Annotated in this window: 13 protein-coding genes and 1 pseudogene; 7 read left to right on the top strand and 7 right to left on the bottom strand. The window is 68.1% G+C overall.

Features of this window, described 5'->3' with window-relative positions; translation table 11 throughout:
• The first annotated feature begins 223 nt into the window (after positions 1–223).
• Entirely contained in the window at positions 224–652 is a 429-nt protein-coding gene (locus tag A5712_RS07220; protein WP_068102986.1) for a TetR/AcrR family transcriptional regulator, read from the top strand.
• Here the strand turns inward: A5712_RS07220 and A5712_RS07225 are convergent.
• On the bottom strand, positions 579–1,574 hold the full coding sequence (locus A5712_RS07225; protein ID WP_068102987.1) for an aldo/keto reductase: 996 nt from the start codon (positions 1,572–1,574) through the stop codon (positions 579–581). The genes A5712_RS07220 and A5712_RS07225 overlap by 74 nt on opposite strands.
• Before the next feature lie 177 nt (positions 1,575–1,751).
• Here A5712_RS07225 and A5712_RS30075 point away from each other — a divergent pair, with 177 nt between their 5' ends.
• The 4 genes from A5712_RS30075 to A5712_RS07245 all read left to right on the top strand — a co-directional run bounded on the left by A5712_RS30075 (position 1,752) and on the right by A5712_RS07245 (position 5,720).
• Positions 1,752–2,726, top strand: a complete 975-nt coding sequence (locus A5712_RS30075) for an AraC family transcriptional regulator (protein ID WP_197519323.1) — start codon at positions 1,752–1,754, stop codon at positions 2,724–2,726.
• A gap of 143 nt (positions 2,727–2,869) precedes the next feature.
• Positions 2,870–4,498, top strand: coding sequence for a GMC family oxidoreductase (locus A5712_RS07235; protein ID WP_082973326.1), 1,629 nt, complete (start codon positions 2,870–2,872; stop codon positions 4,496–4,498).
• Positions 4,499–4,515: 17 nt separating this feature from the next.
• Positions 4,516–5,529 carry a cytochrome P450 gene (locus tag A5712_RS07240; RefSeq protein WP_082973327.1) on the top strand — a complete coding sequence of 338 codons (1,014 nt, stop codon included), beginning with the start codon at positions 4,516–4,518 and terminating at the stop codon, positions 5,527–5,529.
• Positions 5,529–5,720 (top strand): hypothetical protein, encoded by a 192-nt coding sequence (locus A5712_RS07245; protein WP_068102992.1) that lies wholly within the window; start codon positions 5,529–5,531, stop codon positions 5,718–5,720. Before A5712_RS07240 ends, A5712_RS07245 begins: the two co-directional genes overlap by 1 nt.
• Here the strand turns inward: A5712_RS07245 and A5712_RS07250 are convergent.
• The 6 genes and pseudogenes from A5712_RS07250 to A5712_RS32655 all read right to left on the bottom strand — a co-directional run.
• Positions 5,717–6,559, bottom strand: coding sequence for an SDR family oxidoreductase (locus A5712_RS07250; protein ID WP_068102994.1), 843 nt, complete (start codon positions 6,557–6,559; stop codon positions 5,717–5,719). The genes A5712_RS07245 and A5712_RS07250 overlap by 4 nt on opposite strands.
• 78 nt (positions 6,560–6,637) lie before the next feature.
• Positions 6,638–7,927, bottom strand: coding sequence for a TetR/AcrR family transcriptional regulator (locus A5712_RS07255; protein WP_068102995.1), 1,290 nt, complete (start codon positions 7,925–7,927; stop codon positions 6,638–6,640).
• 90 nt (positions 7,928–8,017) lie between these two features.
• The gene (locus A5712_RS07260; protein ID WP_068102997.1) at positions 8,018–8,665 is read right to left on the bottom strand and encodes a nitroreductase family protein; all 648 of its coding nucleotides are present in this window, start codon (positions 8,663–8,665) and stop codon (positions 8,018–8,020) included.
• Entirely contained in the window at positions 8,665–9,777 is a 1,113-nt protein-coding gene (locus A5712_RS07265; RefSeq protein WP_068102999.1) for an acyl-CoA dehydrogenase family protein, read from the bottom strand. The genes A5712_RS07260 and A5712_RS07265 overlap by 1 nt, the downstream gene beginning before the upstream one ends.
• Positions 9,774–10,919 (bottom strand): acyl-CoA dehydrogenase family protein, encoded by a 1,146-nt coding sequence (locus tag A5712_RS07270; protein ID WP_068103000.1) that lies wholly within the window; start codon positions 10,917–10,919, stop codon positions 9,774–9,776. The genes A5712_RS07265 and A5712_RS07270 overlap by 4 nt, the downstream gene beginning before the upstream one ends.
• Before the next feature lie 77 nt (positions 10,920–10,996).
• Positions 10,997–11,074, bottom strand: a pseudogene (locus A5712_RS32655) (hypothetical protein); the annotation flags it as partial.
• 112 nt (positions 11,075–11,186) lie between these two features.
• Here A5712_RS32655 and A5712_RS07275 point away from each other — a divergent pair.
• Both A5712_RS07275 and A5712_RS07280 read left to right on the top strand, forming a co-directional pair.
• On the top strand, positions 11,187–12,902 hold the full coding sequence (locus A5712_RS07275; RefSeq protein WP_068103002.1) for a nitric oxide reductase activation protein NorD: 1,716 nt from the start codon (positions 11,187–11,189) through the stop codon (positions 12,900–12,902).
• Between the two features lie 28 nt (positions 12,903–12,930).
• Positions 12,931–13,782: a CbbQ/NirQ/NorQ/GpvN family protein gene (locus tag A5712_RS07280; RefSeq protein WP_068103005.1), complete on the top strand. Its 852-nt coding sequence runs from the start codon at positions 12,931–12,933 to the stop codon at positions 13,780–13,782.
• Positions 13,783–13,812 lie beyond the last annotated feature (30 nt).

Consider the following 13,812-nt stretch of genomic DNA (forward strand, 5'->3'; position numbering starts at 1 on the left):
GACGAGGCGATCGCCTCGCTTGACCTCGAGCTCAGCGAAGCCGAAAGGCACACGCTGGAAGCCCCCTACACACCGCGCTACGACTTCCAGGGCGTCTCCGACGACACCCTGCTGCAGGCGGTGGCGGAGCGGATACCCCAGTTGTCCACGGCCAGTTAGCCATCTCCCCTTATCCTCGTGCTGCGGCAGAGGGGTTTTGACCAGAACGAGGAGGTGGCGGTCTGTGGCAGACGACGGTGTCGCCCGGATTCGCTCCGACGCCCTGCGCAACCGAGAGCACATCATCGAGGTGGCGCACGACGCCTTCGCCCAGTCGGGCACGGCGTCTCTCAACGAGATCGCCAAGCGCGCGGGGGTCGGGGCGGGGACGCTGTATCGCCACTTCCCCACCCGGGAAGCCTTGATCCTCGCCGTATACCGCCACGACGTGCAGCGACTGGTGGATTCGGTGCCCAGGCTATTGCGAGCCCATCCGCCCTTGGATGCGTATCGCATGTGGTTCTACAAGGCCGCCGACTACGTCCGCGTCAAACACGGCCTGGGCGACGCCCTGCACAGCGCGGCGGCTCAGGACGCGATCAATGAGACATACGCACCCGTCGTCGCCGCGGTGTGTAGGGGGCTTCCAGCGTGTGCCTTTCGGCTTCGCTGAGCTCGAGGTCAAGCGAGGCGATCGCCTCGTCGATCTGGCCGATGCTGCTGGCCCCGACGATGGGCGCGGTCACCACGGGTTTGGAGCGCAACCAGGCGAGCGCCACCTGGGCCCGGCTCACGCCGCGCCCCTGGGCGACGGCGCCGACCGCGTCGACGATGGCCTTGTCGGAGCCGTCACCGACACCGGCGTACAGCATGTCGGCAAATCCGTCGTTCGATGCCCTCGCAGTGACTTTGGCGTCCGCCCACGATCGCGCGAGCCTTCCGCGCGCCAACGGGCTCCAGACGATGGTGCCCACGCCCTCGTCGAGGCATAGCGGGATCATCTCGCGTTCCTCCTCGCGGGCCAGCAGGTTGTAGTGATCCTGCATCGAGACAAACCTCGCCCAGTTGTTCGCGCGCTGCAGGTGAAGGGCCTTGGAAAACTCCCATGCCGGCATCGACGACGCTCCCAGGTAGCGGACCTTGCCGGCCTTCACCAGGTCGTGCAACGCCTCGAGGGTTTCCTCTAGCGGGGTCGTGTGATCGTTGCGGTGAATCTGGTAAAGGTCGACGTAGTCGGTGCCGAGCCTGCGCAACGAATGGTCGATCTCGGTCATGATCACCTTGCGGCTCAGTCCCTTTCCGTTGGGCCCCGTACGCATCGGATGCCTCAGTTTGGTGGCGATGACCACGTCGTCGCGGTTGGCGTAGTCGCGCAGCGCGCGTCCGAGGATCTCTTCGCTGCTGCCCTGCGAGTAGATGTTGGCGGTGTCGAAGAAATTGATCCCGGCCTCGACCGCATGCTTGATCAGGGGCCGCGATTCGTCTTCGGGCAGCGACCACACGGGATGTCCGCGCCCCGGGTCGCCGTAGGTCATGGCTCCGATCGCCAGGGGGGACACGTCCAATCCCGAGTTGCCGAGCTTGATGTATCGCAATGGTCTCTCCTTCGGGGCAACGTAGCGGAGAGTTCTCCGGTACGATCGGGAAACATACCGGAGAGTTCTCCGATTAGCAAGCACGGAGGGAAATCGAACCCGATGGACGTTGGTGACGTCTACTATGTGTGGCCCGACCAGGGCACCAGACGATTGGCACCTACCGAACGGGACTCGATGACCGTCATCACGGACAACTGGTTTCGCACGCGATCGCCGGAGCAGGCTATCCACCTTTGCGAGTCGGCTTTTCACTCACACAAGCTCGCACTGCTCGTCCCGCCCGACGGCTTCGGCTTCAGCCAGCGCCTGATCCACGCCGGGCCGATCACGCTGGCCGATCTGAGCTACGACACCGATGTGTCGCTTCGCTTTTCGGAGGGTCGCGACAGTTACTACGTGCACGTCCCGATCGAGGGCCGGCTGGAGTCGCTATACCTGGGGCAACGGTGGGTTTCGACTCCCGCGACGGCCACGATCTACGGGCCCGAGGCCGAGATGAGCGTGACCCGTTGGCCCGGGGCGAGCCGACACCTGGGGGTCAAGATCGACCAACTCGTTGTCGATACCGCACTCGAAACGCTGTTGGGCCAGCCGGCAAGATCATCCGTTCCCTTCACCGTAACGCTGCCGCTGGCCAGCCATCCCGCGCGGAGCTGGGTGGCCCAGGCGCATTGGCTCAATCGGGAGCTCGCCCATTCGGACAGTCCGATGCGGCACCCGGCCGTGCTGGATCCGTTGGTGGAGAGCCTGGTGTACGGCCTGCTTCTGGTGGCCGACCATCCCCATCGCGAGGCCCTTTCATCGTCGGTCCGGCCTATCGCGCCGGCAGCTGTCCGCGAGGCGATGGACATCATCGAGAGCACGCCGCAATCCCCGCTGACGACATCGCGATTGGCGCTCGACTGCCACGTCAGCGTGCGCGCATTGCAGGAGGGTTTTCGTCGGCACGTCGGGATGTCACCCATGGCGTATCTGCGCGTGGTCAGGCTGCGTCGCGCGCACGGTGAACTGCGCTCCGTCCACCCTTCGGACACCGGCGTCTCCGCGATTGCGCATCGCTGGGGATTCGCGCACCTCGGCCGGTTCGCGGCCGCCTACAAGGTGATGTACGGAGAGTCGCCGCAGCAGACCCTGCGCGGGGCACGATAACGCTGTCCGGGCAGCGCGGACCGATAGCCGAAAAACGCGCTGTGGGCCTCCGCAGGTCGCTGGAGCGACGCGGCCGACGTAACCATGGAGTATCCGTGGCCGGCCATCCGAGTCGCCAGCTCTACCTGGAAGCGAGAACCTAGATGACATCAACCTCGGTCGAGATCGGGCGTTCCACAGCGGAATTCGCCGAACGCGTTCGCCGCAACCAGCGACGGCTGGGCGCCGAATTGAAGCGGCAATACGACTTCATCGTGTGCGGATCGGGATCGAGCGGCTCGGTCGTGGCCCGGCGCCTCGCCGAAAATCCGAACGTGAGCGTGCTGGTGCTCGAGGCCGGCGGACCCGACGAAGGACCCGAGATCAGCGAACCGGGAATGTGGCTGGCAAACCTCGGCAGCGAGCGCGACTGGAACTTCACCACCGAGCGCAACTGCCACCTCAATGGACGAGCAATCCCGTACGCGATGGCCAAGGTCCTCGGCGGAGGCTCGAGCATCAACGTCATGGTGTGGGCGCGCGGTCACAAAAGCGACTGGGACTACTTCGCGGCCGAGGCCAAAGATCAACGGTGGAGCTACGATTCGGTACTCGCGATCTACCGGGCGATCGAGGACTGGCACGGGGCTCCTGATCCCCGGCATCGCGGCGTCGGCGGACCCGTCTACGTCGAACCAGCCGCCGAACCGAGCCCGATCGCGCACGCCGGGCTCGAAGCCGGTAAATCGCTGGGCATTCCAGCCTTCGCAAGCCCAAACGGCAGCCTCATGGAGGCAGCCGGTGGTGCATCGATCGTCGATCTGCGCATCCGCAACGGACGCCGCGAATCGGTCTTTCGCTCTTACCTGTTCCCGCTGATGGACCGGCCCAACCTGACCGTCCTGACGGGCGCGTTGGTGACCCGCGTGACGTTCGAGGGGTCGCGGGCCACCGGAGTGGAATTCCTGCACGACGGTGAACTGCGGCGCGTCAGTGCGGGTTCCGAGGTGGTCCTGTCGCTCGGCGCGATTCACACCCCGAAGGTGCTCATGCAATCGGGTGTCGGCGATCAGACTCACCTGCAGTCACACGGGATCGGGGTCGTGCAGCATTTGCCCGGGGTCGGTCGAAACCTGCAGGACCACCCCGGTTTCTCGTGCGTCTGGGAATATCGCGAACCCCTGCCCTGGCGCAACAGCGGCGGCGAGGTGACTTTTTTCAGCAAGAGCGATCCGAGTCTGGATGCCCCGGATCTGCAGGCCTATCAGCTCGAGTTCCCGTTCTCGAGCGCGGAGAACGCGCGGGCGTTCGGTGTGCCCGAGGAGGGCTGGGCCATGTATGGCGCGGTGGTGCGGCCGAAGAGCCGCGGACACGTCAGCCTTACCGGGCCAAATCCCTGCGACCCCGTGAGAATCCACGACGGTCTCATGTCGCGCCCCGAGGACCTCAAGGCCGCGATCGCGTGCATCGAACTGTGCCGTGAAATCGGCAATGCACCGGCCCTTCGTCCCTTCAGCAAGCGAGAAGTCATGCCGGGCAAGCTCGACAACGCCGACCTGCTGCGCTTCATCCGCAACGAGGTCACCACGTATCACCACCAGACGTGCACGGCGAAGATGGGCCACGACAAGATGTCGGTGGTCGACGGTTCGCTGAAAGTGTATGGGGTAGAAGGCCTTCGAATCGCCGACGGATCCATCATGCCGCGGGTCACCACGGGGAACACCATGGCTCCCTGCGTCATCATCGGCGAGCGCGCCGGGCAGATTCTGCGCCACCACCACGCCCTGTGAGCCGGGTGGGAGGAGAGATGCGGGCGAAACCCTCAGTGGACCTGACCGGTAGCTTCACCACCCGGATGCACGACGTGCTCGCCGAGGCCGCGCGACGCGGACCATTGGCCACCGACGAGATCACGGGCGCGACCGTGGTGTTGCGGCACCACGACGTCGAAACACTGGCCCGCGACGAGCGGCTGAACGGAATCGGGCTGGCCCTTTTCGACGCCATGGGCATCACCGACGGTCCGTTGCGCGACTGGTACAGCAAGCTGATGTTCACCACCGAGGGTGACTATCACCGCCGCCTTCGGTCGCTGGTTTCCCGCGCCTTCACCCCGCGCTCGGTCGAGGGACTGCGGGCGACCGCAGCGGACATGGCCGCTGCCGCCATCGCTTCCGCGGCGTCGAACGGGGGAGACCTGGTGGCTTCCTGCGCCGGGCTGGCAACCCGCTTGATCTGCCGCCTCCTCGGCGTTCCGGACGGCGATGTCGGCGCGTTTTCGCGATGGGCGGACGCCTTGAGCCCGGTGTTCTACGTGATGACCCCCGACCAGATCGCGGCGGCGACGAGCGCAATCGTCGAATTGCAGCAATATGTTGAGGCGCTCGCGCGGCGTCGAGCCGAAGACCCCGGTCCCGACCTCATCACCGGCCTGCTGACCGCGGAGGCCGACGGCGAGCGGCTCACCCGCGACGAGACCGTGGCGATGATCGCGAACCTTCTCGTCGCCGGCCACGACACGATGGGCAGCCAGATACCGTGCAGCCTGCTGGTGGCTCTGCAGCACCGCGACCGCCTTGCCGGGGTAGCCGACGATGACGCGCGGCTCGCCAGCGCGGCCGCCGAGACCATTCGCCTCGAGCCCAGCATCCCCCTCATTCCGCGCACCGCGATCGCGCCGATCGACCTGCACGACACCACCATTCCGGCGGGGGAGATGGTTCTGCTGTGTATCGCCTCGGCATGCCGGGACGCTTCGGCGTGGCCGTCGCCGGACCGCTTCGATCCCGAGCGGTTCACCCGTGGGGCACGCCCCGGCTGATGAACTTCGGGGCCGGAGCGCACTACTGCCTGGGTACCTCGCTCGCGAAAGTCGCGGTGGAGGAGTGCGTGCGCGCCGCGCTCGCCGCACGGCCCGCCCTGCACTTAGGGCAGGACCCGGCCGGCATCCCGTGGCGTCGCGTCCTGGGCCGCAGCCCGGAACGCCTGCTCATCGGTGTCGATGAGAGCTAAAGCTTCACCCGGCCCATGATCAGGTCGATGATCGGCTTGCCGGGTGGGTAGGCGCCAGTCAGCGACGCCATGGTGTGCCCGTAGTCCACCAGCAGCGTGATGCCGTTGATGCCGAACGCGGCGGCGCTGTTCAAAAACGCCATCACGTCGCCCATCTGCTCGGGGGTGTGCACCTTCGAACCGGTCTCGTCGCGGTAGTCCTGGGCGAATGTCAGCCACAGGTCGGCGTTGGCCTGCGCCAGCGGGGTGTCGGTCGGACCCGGGCAGATCGCGTTGATCCGGATGCCCTTCTTCAGCAGCGGATAGCCCTGGGTCGCGACGTAGGCGTTGACGACCTTCTTGGAAAAGCCGTAGTGGATGATGCCCTCGGCCTCGTGGGCTTTCACCCACTCCTGCGCCGACGCGAAGTCGGGGTTGGCGAGGAACTCGGTGAGCAGCTCCAGGTCGTTCTCCCACCCCATGCCGGCCACCGAGGAGATGAAGCAGATCGCCGAGCCCGACGGAAGCTGGTTCTTCTCGAGCAGGCGGTCGATGACGTAGCGGTGCCCGATGAAGTTGATCGCCATCAGGTCGGTCGTGCCCTCGGCGATGCCGGCCGCCGAGAACAGCGCGTGGATCGGACCGTCCACCTGCGCCAGGGCCGCGTCGATCGACGCGGGGTCGCGCAGGTCGACCTGCACCGACTGGGCGACGTCGTAGCCGACGGGCGCGTAGTCCAGCACGATGACCTCGGCGCCGAGTTCGGCCGCCGACTTGGCCGCCGCGGCGCCCATGCCGGTCGCGCCGCCAACAACGAGTGCGCGCTTGCCGTCGTAGCGCAACCGATCGACGATAGTCATGGAAATCCTCTTCTCGCTCACTGCCAACCCGGTTCTAACTGCCCAACTGTATGGGTAACAGTTATTGGGTTTCAATACCTACTTGCCGCGGACGGCAACGCCACGCAGAACCGTGTCCCGGGCGTGCACCAGCGCCGCGCGTTTGCCGACGGCGCGCAGGATGTTCTCCGGTATCCACTGCAGGCCGATGACGCATCGAGCCAGCATCGCGGTGGACGGCGCGTCGATACGGATCTGCCCCGCCCGGATGCCCTCGGAGAGCAGCGATTTCATCTGCCGAAGCCGGGTGGCGTACAGCCAGCCCGGGTTGGGCGTGTTCGGGGGCGATTGACGCATCCACGCGAGCTGAATCCTGAACTCGTCGGAAAACCGATCGAGCGCGTTGACGTTGACCCAGCTGAGCGCGTCCAGCTTCTCGACCGCGGTGGCGTCCGACTGCAGGACGCTCACCCAACCGGCCTCCACCTTCCGGCCGAAGGACTCCATGATCGACGCGAGCAGTTCGTCCTTCGACCCGATCACCCGGTAGACGGTCCCGGTGCCCAGCCCGGCCGCGGACGCGATGTCCCGGATGGTGGTGACCTCATATCCCTTGCGGCCGAACTCGGTTCGCGCCACCGCGAGGACGTGGGCCGCCTTGTCGTCGGGATCCGCGTCGGCGTCATCGGCCCAGGTGTCGATGACGGCGTTTGCGGCCGCGAAGGCCTTGGACCGATTCAACGCCGCGTCGCCGGGCGGGCGGGCCGCCAATCCCGCCAAGATGATTCGGCACAGCAGACCGGCGACCTGGTCGGGCGGGGAGTTGTGGCGCATGACGGCCAGCCCGACCTGCAGCATGGTCTGGCAGATACGGTCGGCCAACGTGGGCAGGTCGATGTCGGGCTTGATGTAGCCGCTCCACCTGCCGGCGCGCAGCGTCTGGAGCATCGCCTGCTGGACCGCGGTCGGTGCCTGCTGCGTCAGCTTCATCAGCTCGGGGTCGTCACCCGGTCCCTCGTAGAACGACATCTGCAATGCGGCGCCGTGTCGCACGGCGCAGTTCGCGATCGCCGATCCCAGCTCGACGATCTGCTCCGAGGCCGGTCGCGAGTCGGGCTCGTCCAGCCGGGCCTGGGCGGCCTGCCCGATCCGGGTCAGGTCCTCCTGATAGCGGCGGGTCAGCTCGACCAGGATGGCCTCTTTGGACTCGAAATGGTGATACAGGCTGCCGGGCAGGATGCCGGCCGCGTCCGCGATCTCCTGCAGCGACGTCCGCAAGCCCGACGACGCGATCAACGACGCCGCGGTCTGCAGGATTTCGGTTCGACGGGTGCCGGAGTCGTCAGCGTTGTTTGCCCGGGCGGTCGACGGATTCGCGACCTTACGCATTCGTCCTCCCGGCCGAACCAAATCTTTGTTAAAGGCTATCAGACGGTGCCGAAACAAATGCGCTGCACAAAAGCGCCGACGGTGCCCATTCTAGAGCGCGGGGCCGTCCCAGGCGTCGCGCGCAACCACTTCGTCGACGGGCCGCCGAGGCGCCGGCCGGAAAGTGTGCCCGGCGCGCAGCCGGCCCACCGGCAGCAGGCATCCCTGCGCGTAGGCCGGGGGAATACCGAGCAACCGGCCGATCTCCTTCTCGCGGTGCAGGTGCAGCGTCGTGATGCAGGTTCCGTAACCGCGGGTGTGCAGGGCGAGCTGAAAGTTCCACACGGCCGGGAAGATCGAGCCGTACAGCGTGGCCTGATGGAACGACTCGTCGCCGTCGACGCGGGGCAGGTAGGGCTCGTAGCACGGGATCACCAACACGGGGACCCGGGCCATGTTCTCGACGAGCCACTCCGTCGACGACATGATCCGGCCCTGCGGCGTGCCGGCGGGAAGCAAATCGGCCAGCAGCCGCCCGCCGACGCGAAGCAGATACGACTCGCGGTACAGCTCGGCGATCTGGCCGCGCAGCGCCGGGTCGGTCACCACGAGCCACCGCCAGGACTGCTGATTGGAGCCGTTGGCGGCCTGCAAACCGATGCGCAGGCACTCCCGGATGTCCGCGATGTCGACCGGCGCATCGAGGTCGAGCGACTTGCGGGCCGAACGGGTCGCGGTAAGCAGGTACTCGATGTCCATCAACGACCCCTCTTGCCAAGCCGCGCACCGATTTCGATGAGGTAGCGGTCGGGCCTACCCAGAAGTTCGCTCCAGCTCAGCAAGCGCTTGAGGTAGAGGTGGGCATCGTGCTCCCAGGTGTAACCGATGCCGCCGAAAACCTGGATGGCGGTGTCGCCCACGGTCGCCAGCCGCCCGGCGAACGCCTTCGCCCGCAGCGCGGCAAGATGGCGTTCGTCGGACGACGGTTCGTTGTCGGCGGCCCACAGCGCGTGGATCACACCGCTGCGGGCCAGCTCGACGGTCTCGTACATGTCGACGCACAGGTGTTGGACGGCCTGAAACGAGCCGATGACCTGACCGAACTGCTTTCTGACCTTTGCGTATTCGATGGCCAGATGCATGACGGCGCGCGCGGCGCCCAGCGCGTCGGCGGCGGTGGCGATGAGGACGTCGTCGATCACGGCGGCAACGTCGTCCGGCGAGGCCGTGGCCAGCCGGTGCGCGGACGCCCCGTCGAGCTCGACGCGAAAACGCTTGCGGGTCGGATCGATACCGCGCTCGGGCGCCACGGCCACCCCGGACGAGTCGGTCTGCAACGCGTAAAGCCCGATGCCGGCCGGGTCGTGCGCGAGCACCAACAAGGTGTCGGCCGCGGCGGCGTCGGCCACGCCGGCGATCTCGCCCCGCACCGCGATCTCCGCACCGCGGACGGACACCTCGACGGCGGCGTTCTCCGCGTCCAGGAAGCCGACGGTGGCAATGGTGCTGCCGTCGGCGATCCCGGTCAAAAGCGTTGCGCCGCTGCCGTTGCCGGCGAACCGGGTCAGAGCGCGGGTCGCGGCGACCGCGCTCGACAGCCACGGCCCGGGGTGCAGGGCGGCGCCGAGTTCCTCGGCGACCACCCCCGCCTCGACCATGGACATCCCGGCCCCGCCGTGCTCCTCGGGCACCAGCAGCCCGGTCACGCCGAGGTCGGCCAGGCCCCGCCAGACCGCCTGGTCTTTACCGCCCATGCCGGTCGGATCGTCGAGCAGCGCGCGCACATGCCCCGAGATGGGCGCCTTTTCAGCGAGAAAGCGCCGCGTGGTGTCACGCAGCGCGACCTGTTCGTCGGTAAGTTCGAGGTTCATCGGCGGGGCAATCCCAGCACGCGCTGCGCGGTGATGTTCTTGTTGATCTGGGTCGTTCCGCCCGCGATGGTCAGCGAGCGCGACGTGAGGCGATAGCTCGCCCACGGGGCGCTGGTGCCGTGGCTGCCGAGCACGTCGAATGCCAGCGCGGCCATGTCCTGTCCAATCTCACCCCACACGGTCTTGGCCAGGCTGGCTGAGGCGAACGGGTCGCCGCCGTGCAGCGTGGCGGAGATCGACCGCTGGCACAGCACCTCGAGATACTTGATGCGGACGGCGATTTCGCCGAGCCGCCGCAGTATCACCGGGTCGTCCAGCGCGTCGCTTTGGGCGGCGAAGTCGTCCACCAGCTCTTCCAGCCGCACCTGCATCTCGGCGTACAGCCGCGCCGCGCCGGCGCGCTCGTGGCTCAGGGTGGTGGTGGCCACCTGCCAGCCGGCGTTCAGCGGCCCGAGCAACGCGTCGGCCGGCACGCGGACGTCGTGAAAGAACACCTCGGCGAAATCGGTGTCGCCGTTGAGCGTTACGAGTGGGCGCACCTCGATGCCGGGCAGCGACATGTCGACGATGAGGCAGGAGATCCCGTTGTGCTTCGGGGCGTCGGGATCGGTCCGCACGTACAGCTGACACCAGTCCGCGCGATGCCCGAGCGAGGTCCAGATCTTCTGGCCGTTGACGACGAAGTGGTCGCCGTCCCGCACCGCTCGCGTGCGCAGCGCGGCGAGATCGGATCCGGCCTCGGGTTCCGACATTCCCTGGCACCAGATGTCGTCGGCGCGCATCATGCGGGGGAGCAGCGTCGTCTTTTGCTCTTCGGTGCCGTACTGCATGATCGCGGGCGCGATGTTGTTCATCCCAATGACGTTGAGCGGCATGGGCGCCCGCGCGCGGGTGGTTTCCTCGGTGTAGACCAGTTGCTCGAGCACGGTCGCGCCGCGGCCGCCGTATTCGCGTGGCCAGGACACGGCGGCCCACCCCGCGTCGGCCATCGTCGCGCTCCAGGCCCGCAGCAACTCGATCCCCGCGTCGTCGCGCCCGGCGGGCCGGCGGGCGGCCACCAGCTCGTCGGTCAGGTTCGCCGACAGCCAATCGCGCAGCTCGGTGCGGAACTGTTCGGCTTCCGGGGGGTAGGAGAAGTCCATTTTTCCGGACACTACGTTGGAGCAGATATTAGGTCAACTAGGCGTTGCCGGGCGTCGCGCTGATGTCCCGCCGCTCACAGGTCCAGCGCGTACAGCCGACCGAGTCCGCCGCCGGCGCCGGTGACGACGGCGACCCGGTCGGTGAAGCCAATCATGGTGTGCTCCTTGGCAAGTGCGACCGATGCCGGGCGTTATTGACCGCCGCCGGGACCGGGCCCTAATCTGGAACAGATATTTGGTCAACAAAGCCCACCGATGAGGGGGTCGATGGCGAACGACGCGCGTGGCGACCGATTGCAGGCCCTCGGCATGTTCGCGTCCGCGCTCGCGGGCAGGCCCGTCGCGGTCGCCGAACTGCGACCGGGTGAGCCCCCGTGGACGGACGGCCAAACGATCCACGTCGATGCCGCCGGGGCCCGCACGGCGATCGCCGTGCAGGCCTCGATGATCGCGGCGGGCAGCCTGGACGCCGGCGTCGTGCGCTGCCTTGTCCGCCGTCCCCGGCTGGCCAGGCGCTACCTGGCGGTCGAGGGCCACCGCGCGCTGATCGCCAACGGCGCGCTCTTGCCGGGCAGCCTGGCCTCGGTGGGCGACGCCGAGGTCGCGGGCCGCAGCGATTCGCCCACCGCGTCGCTCAGGATCGCCCAGAGCCGGGCGGCGATCGACGACCCGGCGCCGGAGTTCGGCGTGCTCCGCCCGGCCGAGCTGTTGGCGGCGGCCGGCCGGGCGGCCCAGCAAGAGGAGGCGGATCCGCGCCACGTGCCACGGGGCCAGGCGCGGCAACTCGCCCAACTGGACGACGGGCAGGTCGACGATTCCGACGACCCGGACATGTTCACCAGCCCGGTCGGCGGGGGCGGCTTCATCGGCAAGTGGCTGAAGAAGATGCTGTCGTCCGCGCGCAAGACCGGCAGCGGCGGTGGACCGCCCGGCGCGGATCTCCCGACGAGCCGGACGAATTCGGCGAACCGCGGCCTGCGCGCGGTCGCGTCGCTGGCGTCGACGTCGGGCGATGAGGTCGGCGACGAAGCCAGACCCGCCGACGGCGTGACGTATCCCGAATGGGACGCCACCCGCAAGAGCTACCGGCCCGCGTGGTGCACCGTGCGTGAGGTCGAGCCGACGGTCAAGGCCTCGGCGACCCAGGCCATCGAAGCGGCGATCGGCGTGCGGCGCCCGCTATCCCGGCTCGGGATGGGCCTGCACCGCCGCCACCGCCAGTCGCAGGGCGACGACATCGACATCGACGCCGCGGTGGAGGCCCGGGTGGAGGCGCTGGCCGGGTCGGTGCCCGACGAGGCGGTCTACCTGGACAGCCTGCGCCGCCGGCGCGACCTGTCGGTGCTGCTCCTGCTCGACGTGTCCGGATCGGCGGCTGAGCCCGGCACGGTCGGGCGGACGGTGCACGAGCAACAGCGCGTGGCGGTCGCCAACCTCGCCGTCGCGCTGCACGACCTGGGCGACCGCGTCGCGCTCTACGCCTACTACTCACAGGGTCGGCGCGCAGTGAGCATGGTGCCCGTCAAACGATTCGACGACCACCTCGACTCCCTGGTCATGAGGCGGCTCAACAGCCTCGAACCCGGCGCGTTCTCCCGCCTCGGTGCGGCCATCCGCCACGGCTCGGCGGTCCTCGAGGCGCGCGGGGGTACCACACGGCGGCTGCTGGTGGTGCTGTCCGACGGGCTCGCGTACGACCACGGATACGAGCGCGCCTACGGCGCCGCCGACGCGCGCCGCGCGTTGACCGAAGCCCGCCGCCGCGGCACCGGCTGCGTGTGCCTGACCATCGGCGCCGGCACCGACACGCGATCGCTGCGCAGGGTCTTCGGCAGCGCCGCGCACGCGACAATCGCGCGCCCGGAGCAACTCGCCAGTGTCATCGGGCCGCTGTTCCGCTCCGCGTTGCGCTCGGCCGAGGTTCGCCGCCGGGCGGCCACGACCGCGCGCCCGATCGTTGAAACAAACATCTGTTCCGGATAGGCTCCAACCAACTTGGGGAAGGGAAGCTATGCCCAACGAGCCCGGTCTTGGTTACCGGAACGGCGCAATCCCCGACGCTGAGATGGTCCGGCCCTACTACCAGGCGATCGGCGCCGAAGAGGCCGTCTTCAAGGCGGCGTACCGCCAGGGGCTGTCGCTTCTCCTCAAGGGGCCGACGGGTTGCGGCAAGACGCGATTCGTCGAGGCCATGGCCTACGACCTCGGCCGGCCGCTGATCACGGTCGCCTGTCATGACGACCTCACCACCGCCGACCTCGTCGGCCGGTACCTGTTGCAGGGCGACGAGACGGTCTGGGTGGACGGACCGCTGACGCGTGCGGTGCGCGAGGGGGCGATCTGCTATCTCGACGAGGTGGTGGAGGCCCGGCAGGACACCACGGTGGTGCTGCATCCGCTCGCCGATCACCGCCGCCAGCTGCCCATCGAGCGCCTCGGAGTCACGTTGGACGCCGCACCCGGGTTCGGCCTGGTGGTGTCCTACAACCCCGGCTATCAAAGCGTGCTCAAGGACCTCAAGGACTCGACACGTCAGCGCATGGTCGCCATCGAATTCGGCTTCCCCGCAGCCGATGTCGAGGAGGCGATCGTCGCGCACGAGGCCGGCGTGGACGGAGCGACCGCGGCCGAGCTGGTGCGGTTGGGGCAGGCCATCCGCCGGCTGGAGACCGGCGGCCTGCGCGAGGTCGCGTCGACGCGTGTGCTGATCGCGGCGGCCCGGCTGGTGGCGGAGGGTCTGACGATGCGCGAGGCGGCGCGGGCCGCGATCGCCGGGCCGCTCACCGACGACGTCGCGGTGGGGCGGGGCCTCGGCGAGATGATCGACATCTATTTGGGTGCGCCCGACGGGCCGCGCGATTGACGCTGCCCCGGGGCCGCCGCTAGTGTCAGA

The sequence above is a fragment of the Mycobacterium sp. E2327 genome, assembly GCF_001672675.1.
GTDB lineage: Bacteria > Actinomycetota > Actinomycetes > Mycobacteriales > Mycobacteriaceae > Mycobacterium.